11 protein-coding genes are annotated in these 14,302 nt (G+C 71.9%); 4 read left to right on the forward strand and 7 right to left on the reverse strand.

Annotation, left to right across the window (positions count from 1 at the left end; all coding sequences use genetic code 11):
• Positions 1 to 30 precede the first annotated feature (30 nt).
• Positions 31 to 1,635, forward strand: coding sequence for an AMP-binding protein (locus Ade02nite_RS30730; RefSeq protein WP_203771547.1), 1,605 nt, complete (start codon positions 31 to 33; stop codon positions 1,633 to 1,635).
• 38 nt (positions 1,636 to 1,673) lie between these two features.
• Here the strand turns inward: Ade02nite_RS30730 and Ade02nite_RS30735 are convergent, their stop codons facing one another.
• The 5 genes from Ade02nite_RS30735 to Ade02nite_RS30755 form a co-directional block, all read right to left on the reverse strand.
• Positions 1,674 to 4,643 (reverse strand): alpha-mannosidase, encoded by a 2,970-nt coding sequence (locus Ade02nite_RS30735; protein WP_203771549.1) that lies wholly within the window; start codon positions 4,641 to 4,643, stop codon positions 1,674 to 1,676.
• Between the two features lie 2 nt (positions 4,644 to 4,645).
• Positions 4,646 to 5,875, reverse strand: a complete 1,230-nt coding sequence (locus Ade02nite_RS30740) for a glycoside hydrolase 5 family protein (RefSeq protein ID WP_203771551.1) — start codon at positions 5,873 to 5,875, stop codon at positions 4,646 to 4,648.
• Between the two features lie 39 nt (positions 5,876 to 5,914).
• The gene (locus Ade02nite_RS30745; protein WP_239169190.1) at positions 5,915 to 6,754 is read right to left on the reverse strand and encodes a carbohydrate ABC transporter permease; all 840 of its coding nucleotides are present in this window, start codon (positions 6,752 to 6,754) and stop codon (positions 5,915 to 5,917) included.
• Positions 6,751 to 7,629, reverse strand: coding sequence for a carbohydrate ABC transporter permease (locus Ade02nite_RS30750; RefSeq protein WP_203771553.1), 879 nt, complete (start codon positions 7,627 to 7,629; stop codon positions 6,751 to 6,753). The genes Ade02nite_RS30745 and Ade02nite_RS30750 overlap by 4 nt, the downstream gene beginning before the upstream one ends.
• 64 nt (positions 7,630 to 7,693) lie before the next feature.
• Positions 7,694 to 8,956 carry an ABC transporter substrate-binding protein gene (locus tag Ade02nite_RS30755; protein ID WP_203771555.1) on the reverse strand — a complete coding sequence of 421 codons (1,263 nt, stop codon included), beginning with the start codon at positions 8,954 to 8,956 and terminating at the stop codon, positions 7,694 to 7,696.
• A gap of 183 nt (positions 8,957 to 9,139) precedes the next feature.
• Here Ade02nite_RS30755 and Ade02nite_RS30760 point away from each other — a divergent pair, with 183 nt between their 5' ends.
• From Ade02nite_RS30760 to Ade02nite_RS30770, 3 genes are all read left to right on the forward strand, one after another.
• The gene (locus Ade02nite_RS30760) at positions 9,140 to 10,162 is read left to right on the forward strand and encodes a LacI family DNA-binding transcriptional regulator (RefSeq protein WP_203771557.1); all 1,023 of its coding nucleotides are present in this window, start codon (positions 9,140 to 9,142) and stop codon (positions 10,160 to 10,162) included.
• A 121-nt stretch (positions 10,163 to 10,283) separates the two neighbouring features.
• Complete coding sequence (locus tag Ade02nite_RS30765) at positions 10,284 to 11,552, forward strand: M50 family metallopeptidase (protein ID WP_203771559.1); 1,269 nt, start codon at positions 10,284 to 10,286, stop codon at positions 11,550 to 11,552.
• A gap of 567 nt (positions 11,553 to 12,119) precedes the next feature.
• Positions 12,120 to 12,800 carry a hypothetical protein gene (locus tag Ade02nite_RS30770; protein WP_203771560.1) on the forward strand — a complete coding sequence of 227 codons (681 nt, stop codon included), beginning with the start codon at positions 12,120 to 12,122 and terminating at the stop codon, positions 12,798 to 12,800.
• Between the two features lie 154 nt (positions 12,801 to 12,954).
• On the opposite strand, the gene Ade02nite_RS30775 is transcribed toward Ade02nite_RS30770, so the two are convergent.
• A complete protein-coding gene (locus Ade02nite_RS30775; protein ID WP_203771561.1) occupies positions 12,955 to 13,605 on the reverse strand; it encodes a response regulator transcription factor in 651 nt (216 codons plus the stop codon).
• Positions 13,606 to 13,629: 24 nt separating this feature from the next.
• Positions 13,630 to 14,302, reverse strand: a 673-nt coding sequence (locus Ade02nite_RS30780; protein ID WP_438871003.1) for a hypothetical protein, incomplete at its 5' end; no start/stop codon positions are given.

The following is a 14,302-nucleotide window of genomic DNA, read 5'->3' on the forward strand; positions in this document are numbered from 1 at the left end:
CCGCGGTGAACCCGCCACCCCCGGGGAGGTGTGACCGATGTTCTGCGCGACTTCCGCGCGCCCGCCGACCTCGCCCGCCGCTACCGTGCCGCCGGTGTCTGGCGCGACACCGGGCCGATCGCCGACCTGGACCGGTGGCGGCGCGAGCAACCGGGCGCCACCGCGATCGTCCAGTACCGCGACGGCGCCGCCGGCGAGACGCTCACCTACGCCGACTACGCGCTGCGGGTGGAGCGGTTCGCGGCCGCCCGGCACTCCCTGGGCGTGCGCGCCGGGGACGTGGTGGCCGTCTGGCTGCCCAACGTCTGGCAGGTGAGCGCGCTGCTGCTGGCCTGCGCGCGCCTCGGCGCGGTGACCGCGCCGATCCTGCCCACGATCGGGCCGCGCGAGCTGTCCAAGATGCTCGCCCGCACCGGCGCGACGGTCTGCGTCACCGTCGGCGCCAACGCCGGTGTCCTCGCGGCGGCGGCGCCCGGTGTGCGGCACCGGGTCCTGCTCGGCGGGGCGGCCGGCGGCGACATCAGCTTCGAGGAGTACTTCGAGCGCACCGCCTGGGAACGCCGCCACCCGATGGGCCTCGGCGCGGCGGACGAGGACCCGGACCGGGCCGCGATCGTGCTGTTCACCTCGGGCACGTCCGGCGAGCCCAAGGGCGTGGTGCACAGCTTCAACACCATCTACGCCGGCATCTCGGCGATCGCCGCGGCCGAGCGCGTCGGGCCGGGCGACACCATGTTCATCCCGCACGCGCTGACCTTCATCGGCGGCATCCTCTACGGCATCACGATGCCCCTGCTCGCCGGGGCGGCGTCGGTGGTGCTCGACAGGTGGGACGGCGAGACGGGCCTGCGGCTGCTGCGCGAGTCCCACGTCACCGTCATGTTCGCCGCGCCCGTCTTCTTCCAGGATCTCCTGCGAGCCGTACGCCGTGACCCGGCGCCCCTGCCCCCGTTGCGGCTGGCGGTGACCGGGGCGACCACCGTCCCGCCGCGGCTGGTCCGCGAGGTGCCCGAGGTGCTCGGCGTCGCGCTGCGTACGCTGTGGGGGATGACCGAGGTTGCCGCGCAGACCTGGACCCGGGCCACCGACCCCGCCGACCGGGGCACGGCCAGCGACGGCTCACCCGGCCCGGGCCTGGAGGTCGGCCTGCGCACCCTCGACGGCGAAGGGGCGGCGCGGCTGTTCGTGCGCGGCGCCGGGGTGGCGCTGGCCACGCTGGGCCGTGACGGCGGCCGGCTGCGGGTGCTCGCCGAGCACGACGACGGCTGGTACGACACCGGCGACCTGGCGCGGCCGGACGGCCACGGCGGCATCCGGATCCTCGGCCGGGTCGCCGACCGCATCGGCGGCAGCCTGCTGATCCCGGTGAACGACGTCGAGAGCGAGCTGCTGGAGCATCCCTCGATCGACGACGTCGCGGTGGTCGGCTACCTCGACGAGACCGGCTACGAGCGCCCGTGCGCCGTGGTCGTCGCCCACGAGCCGGTGCCGTCGCTCGCGGGCCTGCGCGAGTTCCTCACCGGGCGCGGGATGACCGAGTGGTATCAGCCGGACCGGCTGGAGGTGCGCGACCGGCTGCCGCGCAACTCGGCGGGCAAGGTCCTCAAGGCGCAGCTGCGCGAGTCGTTGCGCTGAACCGGGGGCCCGGCCGCGCGGCCGGGCCCCCGGTCGCCTCAGCGGGACAGGCGCAGCGTGCGGACCTCGAACGGGGTGAGCGTGAGCTCGAGCGAGCCCTCGCCGATCGGGCGCTCCAACAGCGACGCCTCCTGGACCGAGCGCACGTCGCTGGGCACGTGCAGGGTGCCGCGGGCGCGGCGGCCCCTCGACTCGTAGACGCGCACGATCAGGTCGCCGCTGCGGTCGTCGGCCAGCTTCACGCCGGAGATGACGATGCCGTCGCCCTCGACCGAGACCAGCGGCTCGAAGCCGTGCGCGCCGGCCACCACCCGGGCGGGCAGGTTCATCGCGATGCCGGCCTCGGTGGCCTCCGCGACGCCGGCGCCGATGACCAGGCCGTACGAGCAGGTCTGGGTGCCCTGATCGGTCTCCGGGTCGGGGAAGCGCGGCGCGCGCAGCAGCGACAGCCGCACGGTCGTGGTGACGCCGTGCTCCTCGGTGGAGTCGCGGGTCTGGTCGTAGCCGTACGTCGAGTCGGTGACCAGCACGGCGCCGAAGCCGGGCTCCTCGACGAGCACGTACCGGTGCATGGAGGCCTCGAACTTGGCCGCCTCCCAGCTCGTGTTCGTGTGCGTGACCCGCTTCTGGTAGCCGAACTGGGTCTCCGCCGCGACGTGCTCGGCCTGGATGGCGAACGGGAACGCGACCTTCAGGAACTTCTCGGTCTCGTGCCAGTCGGCCTCCTGGTCGACGCGCAGCGTGCGGCTGCCCGGCGCCAGCGTGAGGGTCTGCGTCACCCGCGACTTCGAGAACTCGCGCACGATCCGGACGTGCGCGCCGCTGTCGTCCTGGAAGAAGTCGAGCGACGACACCTGGCGCAGGTCGGTGACCCGGTTGCGGTAGAAGCGGTCCACGTCCCAGGCGTCCCACTGGTTGGGGAAGTCCTGGTGCAGCTGGAGCAGGTTGGCCTCCTGCCCCGGCGCGATCGCGTCGCGGCCGCTCGCCAGGTCGACCGCCGAGGTGATCAGTCCCTCGTCCGAGACGGTCACCGACACGATGCCGTTGGACAGCACGTTGCCGTCGACGGTGACCTCGCCGGCGACCGGCCGCACCTCCGAGCCGGACAGGCCGGGCACGCCGTCGCGGGTGAACGGCGCCGGGTTCAGCGTGATCCGCCGGTCACCCTCGCCGACCAGGGCCGCCTGCGACGCCGCGATCAGCTCCTCGGCCGCGGCGCGGATCCGCTCGTACGTGGCCACGGCCTCGCGGTGCACCCACGCGATCGAGGTGCCGGGCAGGATGTCGTGGAACTGGTGCAGCAGCACGTCCTTCCACAGGGCGTCGATCCGCTCGTACGGGTACGCGGCACCCGCGCGCACGGCCGCGGTCGCCGCCCACAGCTCCGCCTCGATGAGCAGGTGCTCGCTGCGCCGGTTGCCCTGCTTCGTCCTGTGCTGGCTGGTCAGCGTGGCCCGGTGCAGCTCCAGGTAGAGCTCGCCCACCCAGACCGCCGGGTGCTCCAGCTCGGCGCGGGCCTGGGCGAAGAACTCGTTGGGGTGCTCCCACCTCACCGTGGCGCTGCCCTCGAGGTCGCGCAGCCGCCGCGCCTTGCCCGCCATCTCGCGGGTCGTGCCGCCGCCGCCGTCGCCCCAGCCGGTCGGTGCCAGCGAGCGCGACGCGACCCGGCTCTCGCGGAACTGGTTGGTGGCCTTCGCCAGCTCGGCGCCGGACAGCTGCGAGTTGTAGGTGTCCATCGGCGGGAAGTGGGTGAAGACCCGCGAGCCGTCGATGCCCTCCCACAGGAAGGTGTGGTGCGGGAACTTGTTCACCTGGTTCCACGAGATCTTCTGGGTGAAGAACCACTGGAACCCGGCGCGGCGGATCAGCTGCGGCAGCGCGGGGGAGTAGCCGAAGCTGTCCGGCAGCCACACGCCCTGGCTCTCGACGCCGAGCTCCTCGCGGAAGAACCGCTGCCCGTAGGTGAACTGGCGGACCAGCGCCTCGCCGGTGGGCATGACGGTGTCGCTCTCGACCCACATGCCGCCCAGCGGGATGAACCGGCCGTCCCGCACCGCCTTGACGACGCGCTCCCACACCTCGGGGCGGTGCTGCTTGAGCCACGCGTACTGCTGGGCGCTGGACATGCCGTACTTGAAGTCGGGGTCCAGCTCGATCAGCTCGGTCATGCCGGCCGCGGTGCGCGCCACCTTGCGGATCGTCTCGCGCACCGGCCACAGCCAGGCCGAGTCGATGTGCGCGTGGCCGATCGCCGAGACGTGGTGGGCGCTGTGCTCGGCGGGAGCGGCCAGCACCTCCTCGAGCGCGGCGCGGGCGGCGGCCGCCGTACCGGAGACGTCCTGAAGGTCGAGGGCGTCGAGCGCGTCGTCCAGGGCCTGCAGGATCCGCATGCGCCGCGGGGCGGTCGCCGGCAGGGTGGCCTGCAGGTCCAGCAGCACCTCGATGTCGAGGGCGAGCTCGTAGGTCTGCTCGTCGAACAGGGCCAGGTCCATGCGCCGGGTGGTGTAGAGCGGCCGCGGCGACGAGGTGCGGATGTCGCCCTCCTGCGTCGGCAGGAAGGGGTGGTAGTCGAGCAGCACCGGGTTGGCGGCCGCCTCCAGGTAGAGCTCGACGGTCTCGGCGTCGCCGACCGGGATCCACTGGTTGCGCGGGTTGATGGACTTCACCGGGCTGCCGTCGGGCCGGTAGACCAGCGCCTCGCACTGGAAGCCCGGCATGTTGACGTCGAAGCCCAGGTCGACGACGGCCTCCACGGTGCGGCCGCGCCACTCGGCGGGCACGGTGCCGCGCAGCCGGAACCAGGTGGTGTTCCAGGCGGGACCCCAGGGCGTGCCGACCCTGTACGGCTCGTACGCCAGCGCGAGGCCCTCGGCCGGCGGGATCGGCTCGCCGGGCAGGGCGTGGAACTCGACCTCGAACGGCACGCTCGCGGTGTGGACGGCGGGCCGGATGCGCTCGGCCAGGACGCGGGTCGCGCGCCCGACGGTGAGCGGGATGTCGTCGTGCATGGTCAGCGCCTTTCGGTGGGTCGGCGGAGGTCGGAGATGCCGCGTTCGCGGAGCAGTTCGGTGTCGCCGGCCCGGGACGCGAGGACGATCTGCGGGCCGGCGCCGTCGCCCGCGAGCTCCAGCCAGGAGCGGTAGAAGTCGCGGGTGGGCCCGGCAGCCGCACGGTAGCCGGGGACGGTGTCGTCGAGCACGAGCGCCATCGATTGTTCCACCGTGTGAGATTCCTTGCGAATCTGTGCGATCGTCTCGGCGAAGCGCTCGCCGGTCGGCTTGACCCGGCCGTCGCTCGCGATCAGGCCCAGGTCGTATTCGAGCTCCGGGAAGTCGAGCAGCTCGCGCGAGACATCGTGCGAGCACCACCAGGTGATGCCGGACAGCTCCGGGATGCGGGCGACGTGGTGCAGGGTGGCCTCGAGGAAGTCCGGGGCGTCGCGCTCGGCCACCACGTTGGTCGGCGCGCCGACCTCCTGCAGCCACACCGGACGCGCCGCGTCGGTGTGCCACGCGGCGGCCAGCCGGCACAGGTACTCGGCGTGGCGCACCGAGCCGGCGCCCAGGCCGCCGTGGGCCTGCGCGGCGCCGTTGAAGACCCACGAGTGCACGACCGTCTCGTCGCCGTGCGCCACCGCGTGCGCGGGGCCGAAGGGCTGCGTGTCGTCGTACCAGGCGGCGTCGTACATGGCGTGGGTGACCAGCGCCGACGGCGGGACCTGCTCACGCAGCGCCGCCGTCAGGCGGGCCAGCCACACCCCGGCGCCCTCCTCGGTGACCGGGTGGGGGAACGGGTGCGGCGCGGCGGCGAACTGGTTGGTCTCGTTGCCGACGGTCAGGCCGAGCAGGTTGGGCCGGTCGGCGACGGCGGCCGCCAGGCTGCGCAGGTAGTGCGCGGTCGAGGTGACCACGTCCGGGTCGGTGAACATGTTGCGGCGGTGCCAGCTCGACAGCCAGGCGGGCACGAAGTCGAAGCTGGACAGGTGGCCCTGCAGGCCGTCGACGTTGACGTCCAGGCCGCAGTCGGCGGCGATGTCCACGACGGTGACCACGTCGCGCAGCGCGCGCGGGCGGATCAGGCCGCGGTTGGGCTGCACGTGCGGCCACAGCGGCATGAGCCGGATGTGGTCGGCGCCGAGCCCGGCGATCGCCGCCAGATCGTCGCGGACGGCACGGGGGTCGAAGTCGAGCCAGGAGTGGAACCACCCGGCCGACGGGGTGTAGTTGACGCCGAATCTCATGGTGCGCTTTCTTGTCGCTTCTTACCGGACGGGAGCGGGTCAGCCCTTCACGCCGCCCTCCTCGACACCCTTGAAGAAGGAGCGCTGCAACGCGCTGAACAGGATCGCGATCGGGATGAAGGCGATCATCGTGCCGGCCGCGATGAGGCGCTGGTCCTGGGTGAAGGTGCCGGACAGGTATTGCAGGCCCACGGTCAGCGTGTACTTCTCGGGCGAGGTCAGCACGATCAGCGGCCACAGGAAGTCGTCCCAGGCCTGGATGAACGAGAAGATGGCGACGACCGCGAGGGTGCCGCGCACGGCCGGCAGCGAGACCCGCAGCAGCCGCTGGGCGACGGTCGCGCCGTCCACGACGGCGGCCTCGTCGACCTCCTGCGGCAGCGCCCGGAACGCGTTGAACATCAGCAGCACGTTGAGCGCGGCGACCATGCCGGGCAGCGCGACACCGGCGAGCGTGTCGGCGAGCCCGAGGTCCCGTACGGTCACGTACTGGGAAATGATCGTCACCTCGCCCGGCAGGATCAGCGTGCCGAGGAAGAGCCCGAGCACGATCCTGCGGCCGCGAAAGCGCAGGCGGGCGATCGCGTAGCCGGCGGTGGTGGCGAACAGGATGTTGCCGCCGACCGTCAGGAAGGCCACCAGCAGCGAGTTGCCGATGTAGCGCCAGACCGGGATCGCGTCGGCCACCTGGCTGTAGTTGTTCAGCGTCGGCTGCGACGGGATGAACTGCGGCGTGGACGTGTAGATGTCCTCGCCGGCGCCCTTGAGCGAGGTGGACAGCTGCCAGAGGAACGGGCCGACCGTGATGATCAGGACGAGGAGCAGCAGGAGGTAGCGCAGGACCTTCTCGCCGGTCGAGGGCTCACCGATCTTTTTCACGATTCACCTCGGTTGTTGAGGCGCGCGAGGATCGCCATCGGGACCACGGTGACGACGAACAGCAGCACGCTCAGCGCGGACGCGTAGCCGAGGTTGCCGTAGAAGCCGCCCGCGTACTGCTGGATCAGCATGACCAGGGACTGGTCCTTGCCGCCCGGCCCGCCCTTGCCGCCGGTGAGGATGTAGAGCTCGGAGAACACGCGCAGCGCGGCGACGCTGACCAGCACGGCGACCAGGAACATCGTGCCACGCACGCCCGGGACCGTGACGGTCAGGAAGCGCCGCACCGGGCCGGCGCCGTCGATCGCGGCGGCCTCGTGCAGGTCCTTGCGCACGTTACCGAGCGCGGCCAGATAGACGATCATGTAGTAGCCGAGGCCCTTCCAGACGGTCAGGCTGATCGCGCTGATCAGCACCAGCCAGCGGTCGGTCAGAAACGGCACCGGCGCCGTGACGACGTGCAGCGCCTTGGCCAGGTTGTTGATCAGGCCGCGGTCGTCGAGCAACCAGGTCCACATCAGGCCGACCACCACCGCGCTGGCGATGACGGGCACGTAGAAGGCGGTCCGGAAGAACGCGATGAACGGCAGCTTCCGCTCCACCAGCACGGCGAGCAGCAGCGGCAGGACCGTGAGCAGCGGCAGGCAGATCGCCATGTAGACGGCGCTGTTGAGCAGGGCGTTCCAGACGTCGCCGTCGTGCAGCAGGTCGGAGTAGTTCTGGACACCGACGAAGTCGGCGTTGCCGCCCAGCGGCTTGGCGTCGGTGAACGACAGCCGCAGCGTGTTGATGGAGGGCCAGACGCTGAACACCAGCAGCCAGGCCAGCGCCGGGAGGGTGAGCACCCACGGCGTGAACCAACGGTGTGTCTTCACTGAGAGTCTCCTAGGAGGTGGCGGCAGGCGCTCGTCGGGGGGACCCGCCGGCCGCCACCGGCCACTACTGCCGGGCCAGCATCTGGTTCATCTTGGCCACGGCGTCGTCGAGCGCCTTCTTGCTCGTGACGTCGCCCTTGACCGCGAGCGCGATCTGCTGGTCGAGCAGCGTCTGCATGTCCGAGTTGACCTCGTACGGGATGAGGTTCTTGGCGTCCTTGAGCTCGCCGAACGCGAGCGAGCGGGCCTTGCCGGCCGGGGTGCCGTCGTCCTTGCCGAAGTAGCTGTCCGACGCCGAGGCGACGGTCGACGGGAAGACGTTCACGATGTGGCCGAACTTGTTCTGGTTGTCGGCGTTGGTGATCCACTCGGCGAAGGCCCGCGCGGTCGCCGGGTGCTTGCTCTTCGCCGAGACGCTGACGCCCTGCACGTACAGCGGCGGGGTGTCCAGCGCCTTGCTGACGGCGATCTGGCCCTTGAGGCTCGGGTTGTCCTTCTCGAAGTCGGCCAGGCCGGTCGCGCCGCCGGTCGTCCAGGCCACCTTGCCCTGGGTGAACAGCTTGGAGTTGCCCTGGTAGTCGCTGTTGAGCACGCTCGGCGGCAGGTAGCCCTTCGCGTACGCGTCGCGGTACTGGTCGACCAGCGCGGCGGCCTGGTCGGTGTTGAAGACGAAGCTCTTGCCGTCGTCGCTGACGATCGGGACGCCCGCCCGGACGAAGTCGGAGACGTCCGGCTTGCGGCTCATCAGGTAGTCGTCGGCGCACTTGGCCTTCATGGTCGCGGCCTGGGTGAACAGCTCCTGCGTGGTGGCCGGCGGCTTGGCCGGGTCGAGCCCGCACTCCTTGAACTGCTTGGTGTTCCAGTAGTTCAGGTCGGTGTTGAGGTACCACGGGTAGCCGTAGACGCCGTCCAGGCCCTTGAACTTGTAGGCGTCGACGGCGCCCTGCACGTACGTCTTGGTGAGGTCGTTGTCCTTGCTGACGTCGACCAGCAGGTCCTGCCGCGCCAGGGGCAGCGCGAAGTCCGGCGGCAGGTTGACCACGTCCGGCAGGGTGTTGGAGGAGGCCTGCGCCAGCACCTTCTCGGAGTAGCCGTCGCCGGGCTGGTCGAGCAGCTTGACGCTGGTGCCGGGGTACTTCGCCTGGAAGCCGGCGATGACCTCGTTGAGGTAGTCGGTGAACTTGGGCGTCAGGGCCCAGGTCTGCAGCGTGATGCTGCCGGTGATCTCGTCGCTCGTGGCGCTGTCGTCGCCGCCGCCACCGCAGGCGGCGGTCAGTCCGAGGGACAGAGCCGCCACGGTGGCGACGGCTGCTTTGGTGAATCGCATGGTGTGAAGCTCCTGAGCCCATAGTTCGGCGTCGAACACAGCACTGCGCCGGTCGGCGTCGCAGGAAACGTCGGCGAAACAACATCGTGGGTAACTAAAGCGCTATAGTCAACGCTTCGTCTTCGTTTTGTTTTCTTGCCCGGCCACTGGCTAAACCGCTATAGCTGCGGTAGCGTGCGCGACGTGGGTAACAGGCCGACCATCGCGGACATCGCCAAGCGCGTGGGCGTGTCGCCGGGCGCGGTCTCGTTCGCGCTCAACGGCCGCCCCGGCGTCAGCGAGCAGACCCGCGCGCGCATCCTCGAGGTCGCCCGCGAGATGAACTGGCGCCCCCACCGGGCCGCGCGGGCCCTGGGCGGCGCGCAGGCCGGCGTCGTCGGCCTGGTGCTGGCCCGCGACCCGCGCACGCTCGGCTCCGAGCAGTTCTACACCCAGATCCTGTACGGCATGCAGGACACCCTGTCGGCGCGTTCGTCGGCGGTGCAGATGCAGCTGGTGCGCGACACCGCCGCCGAGATCGACCTCTACCGGCACTGGGCGTCGGAACACCGCGTCGACGGCCTGGTCCTGGTCGACCTCCAGCGCGACGACCCGCGCATCGCGCTCGTCCGCGAGCTCGGCCTGCCCGCCGTCACCCTGGGCCTGCCCGCCGAACCCGACCAGCTGCCCAGCGTCTGGGCCGACGACGCCGAGGCGATGACCACGATCGTCGACTACCTGGCGGCCCTCGACCACCGGCGCATCGCCCACGTGGCCGGCCCGCCCGTCTACCTGCACACGGCCCGCCGGGCGGCGGCCCTGCGCTCCCAGGTCTCCGCCCGCGGCCTGCACGCCGGCGAGTCCGTGCCCACAGATTTCAGTGACGCCCAGGGCGCGGCCGCCACCCGCGCCCTGCTGTCCCGGGCGGACCGCCCGACCGCGATCGTCTACGACAGCGACCTGATGGCCGCGGCGGGCCTGGGGGTGGCGCTCGAGATGGGCATCGAGGTGCCGAGAACCCTGTCGATCGTCTCCTTCGACGACTCGGTGCTGACCCGCATCGTCCACCCCGCCCTGACCTGCCTGTCCCGCGACACCCACGCGCTGGGCGCCCAGGTCGCCACCACGCTGCTGCAGGCGATCGCCGACCCGGCCTGGCGCGAGAGCGTGCGCACGGAGACGCCGCGGTTGGTCGTGCGTGGCAGCACGGCCCGGGCGGGGGGCTGAGACCTTTCTCCGCCGAGGCGCGCCTCGCCCCCCGTCGGGCGCGCCTCGGCCCGTCCCTCGCCGCTTTTTGCGACCTTTGCGGTGGTCGGGTGGCTTGGTCTTCGCCGGTAGGATCCGCCGGGTGACGGCTTATCTCGCCGGAGTGGCGCTCTTCCTGCTCGCACTGACGGTTTCGGTTGCCCTGCATGAAGCCGGCCACATGCTGACGGCCCGCGCCTTCGGCATGAAGGTGCGCCGCTTCTTCGTGGGCCGCGGCCCCACGGTCTTCTCCTTCCGGCGCGGCGGCGTCGAATACGGCCTGAAGGCCCTGCCGATCGGCGGCTTCTGCGACATCGCCGGCCTGACGGCCCTCGACGAGCTGACCCGCGACGAGCGTCCCCGGGCGATGTGGCGCTTCCCCACTTGGAAGCGCACGGTCGTCCTCGGCTCCGGCTCGGTCGTGCATGTGCTGCTCGCTCTGACTGTCCTTTATGTGATGGCCGTCAGCACCGGCCTGCCCAACCTGCACCCCACCGACGATCCGATCGTGGCCTCGACAAGTTGCGTCACCGCCCCGACGGTTCCGGGCGGCCCGGCCTCTCCGGGCGGTTCAGCTCCCGGCGGTTCAGCTGCTCCGGGCGGGCCGGCTGCTCCCGGCGGCGCCGCTGGCCCGGGTGGCGCGGGTTCGCCCCTTTGTCCCGCGGCGGCCGCCGGGCTGCGGGCCGGTGACCGGATCGTGGCGATCGCCGGATCGCCGACTCCCACGTGGAGCGACGTGCTCACGGCCGTGCGCGCCGCCGAGGGGCCGACGGCGATGACCGTCCGCCGGGGCTCGGAGACGGTGACCCTCTCGGTCGACGTGGCCCGCGTGACGACGGCTTCCGGCGAGGCCGGCATGATCGGCGCGACCGCCCAGCAGCCGCCGGCGTACCTGCGCCACGACCCGCTCGCCGCCACCGGCGCGACGCTCTCGTTCACCGGCGACCTGATCGCCCGTACCGCCGGTCAGCTCGCCGCCTTCCCCCAGCGCCTCCCGTCGGTGATCGAGGCGATCGCCGGCGGAGAACGCCACCCCGACACCCCGATCAGCATGGTCGGCGCCAGCCGCCTGGGCGGCGAGGCGGTCGAGCGCGGCCTGTGGGAGGTCTTCCTCTTCCTGATGGCGAGCCTCAACCTCTTCATGGCCGTCTTCAACCTGCTCCCGCTGCTCCCACTCGACGGCGGCCACATCGCCGTCGCCTGGTACGAACGGCTCCGCAACACCCTCCGCCGCCTGCGCGGCCGCGCCGCCGCCGGCCCCGTCGACTACACCCGGCTCTTCCCCGTGACGGTGGCCGCCGTGCTCATCGGCGGCGCCGTCATGCTGCTGACCGTCACCGCCGACCTGGTAAACCCGATCCACCTGTCCTGACCGTCACGGCCGACGTGGTCCGGCCGATTCGCCTTTCTTGGGCGTCGCGGCCGGCTTGGTTCAGCCGATCACGTGTCCTGAGGATCGCGGCCGACCTGGTTCAGCCGATTCGCCTGTCCTGAGCGTCACCGCCGACCCCGGCCAAGCCAATCCGCCTGTCGTGGCCGATTCCTCCCCGAAGCCTCAAGCCGGAACCTCCGCCGCCGATCTGGGGCACGACCCAGCACCTCGCCCCCGGGGACGGAGACCATGACAGCCGAGCCACCGACCGGCAACGCGTGGGGCCAGCCCATGCCGTACGACCAGGCGCCGTCCGGTCTGCCCACTTACGGGTACGTCCCGCCCGAGGCCGCTCACGGACCCACGCCGGCGTCCGTGCACCCGTCCGCGCCCGACTACGGATATGCGCAGCCATCCACTCCTGGGCAGGGGTATGCACCGCCCTACGTGCCTGAGCCGGGGTATGGGCAGCCGGGCCTGTCGGGGGTTGGGTCGGGTCAGTCGAGCGTGCCTGAGCCCGGGTATGGCCCGCCGGGCGTGCCGGGGGCTGAGTTCGGGCAGTCGGGCGTGTCGGGGCACGGCTACGCGCAGTCGGGTCCGCCGGGGCACGGCTACGCGCAGACGGCCCTCCCACAGCCCGCCTATGCGTCGCCGGTTTATCCCGGTCAGCCCTCGCAGAGCTATTCGCGGCCGGGGGAGTGGGCGGGCGCTCCGCAGCCGGGGGAGTGGGCGGGCCACAGGCAGCCAGGGGAATGGGCGGGCTACAAGGACTCGCCGCCGTACTCCTACCGCTCGGTGATGTCCGCGGGTGAGGCGCCCGGCGTCGGCTGGGTGATTGCCGGGACCGCGCTGATCGGCGTGCTTGGTGCGTTCATCGCTGCCTCGCAGGCCAAGAAGGCGGCCGCCGTCGGCGTTTCCGGCCGGAAGTACTGGATCGCCTTCGGTGTGACGCTGGGCGTCGGCTGGATCCTCGGGATCGTGCTCACCGGGGTGCTGCTCGTCATCGCGGCCCGCGGTCCCCAGGTGACGCCGGAGTCACTGGAGAAGTCGATCGTCGCGCAGGCCGAGGTCACCAACGAGGACGGCGACCTCGTCACGGCGACGGACGCGAACTGCGTGGCGGTCGCGGTGGACTCGCGCGGCGCGGGCACCTACCAGTGTGTGGTCCGCTTCGAGGACGGCGCCCGCGCCTCCTACGAGATCACGGCGAATGCCGAGGGCGGGTGGATCAGCTCCGCCGGCAAGTGACAACCCGCCGCTGGGGCAGTTCTCGCCGGGCCAGTGGCCGCCCGATCCGCTCGCCTCGCTCGACGGGATCGTGCGCCGCACCGAACCGTCGAGGGTCGCCCGGAACCCGTCGATGTCCACGCCGGCATCGAGCCTCGAACGCATCCCAGGCATCTCAGGCCAGGCCGGACTGGTAGGCGAAGACGACGAGCTGGGCACGGTCGCGGGCGCCCAGCTTGGTCATGGCGCGGCTGACGTGGGTGCGGGCGGTGGCGGGGCTGACCACCAGGTGGTCGGCTATCTCGTGGTTGGTGAGGCCGCGGGCGACTAGGGCGACGATCTCGCGTTCGCGGTCGGTGAGGCGGTCGAGCTGGGGGTGCGGGGCCACGGGGCGGATCGCGCGGCCGGTGAACTCGCGGATCAGGGTCTTGGTGACCGACGGGGCCAGGAGGGCGCCGCCGTCGACGACCGTACGGATGGCGTCGAGCAGGGCGGCCGGTTTGGTGTTCTTGAGCAGGAAGCCGCTGGCGCCGTGGCGGAGCGCGTCGAAGACGTATTCGTCGCGCTCGAAGGTGGTCAGCACGATGACCCGGGTGGTCGACAGGGCCGGGTCGGCGACGATGCGGCGGGTGGCATCGAGGCCGTCGATGCCGGGCATGCGGATGTCCATCAGCACGACGTCGGGTCGCGTGAGGCGCGCCTGCTCCACCGCGGCCAGCCCGTCGGCCGCCTCGCCGGCGACGGCGAAGCCCTCGGAGCTCTCGAACAGCGCCCGCAGCCCGAGCCGCACCAGATCCTGGTCGTCGGCGAGCAGGACAGAGATCAAGACGCCTCCCTGGGCACAAAGGACTCACACGCCGGCTGCGCACCCGGCCGCGCCGGGCCGGGCGGTAACGGCTGGACAAGCGGCGCTGACATCGGTACCGGCGCCGGCGGCCTCGGTGGCGGCTGCGCCCGCCGTGACGCCACGCCGGGCGGCGGTGCCACCGCCGCCGCCGGTGTCAGCGGAGGAGGTGAGGACGTCGCCGCTGGCGGCGCTGGTGCCGGCGATAGTGGTGGCGTCGTGCGCCGAAGTGGCGTCACCGGCGGGGGAAGTGAGCACGTCGCCGCTGGCAGTGGTGGCGTTGCGCGCCGAAGTGGCGTCACCGGTGGTGGTGGCGGCTGTGCCCGTGGTGTCGGCGATCCCTGTGGTGGTGCCGCGCCGGACGGCCGTGCCACCGCCGCCATCGGTGTCAGGGGAGGAGGTGAGGACGTCGCCGCTGGCGGTGCTGGTGTCGGCGACGGTCGTGTGGTCGCGCGCTGAGGTGGCGCCGCTGACGGTGCTGGCGTCGCCAAGGGTGGTGCGGTCGCGCGCTGAGGTGGTGTCGCTGACGGTGGTGGCGTCGCGGACGGTGGCATCACCGACGGCGGCGTCGGCGACTGTGGTGTGGTCGCGCGAGGTGGCGCAGGCGGTGGTGGCGCAGACGGTGGTGGTGGCATCGGTTGACCGGGCGCATGCGGTGATGGTGCCGTCGGGAGAGCGG

This window comes from Paractinoplanes deccanensis, from assembly GCF_016862115.1.
GTDB lineage: Bacteria > Actinomycetota > Actinomycetes > Mycobacteriales > Micromonosporaceae > Actinoplanes > Actinoplanes deccanensis.

Coding starts and splice junctions, on each gene's coding strand:
- Ade02nite_RS30735 (WP_203771549.1), bottom strand. CDS start 4,643: ATGCACGACGACATCCCGCTCACCGTCGGGCGCGCGACCCGCGTCCTG.
- Ade02nite_RS30755 (WP_203771555.1), bottom strand. CDS start 8,956: ATGCGATTCACCAAAGCAGCCGTCGCCACCGTGGCGGCTCTGTCCCTC.
- Ade02nite_RS30740 (WP_203771551.1), bottom strand. CDS start 5,875: ATGAGATTCGGCGTCAACTACACCCCGTCGGCCGGGTGGTTCCACTCC.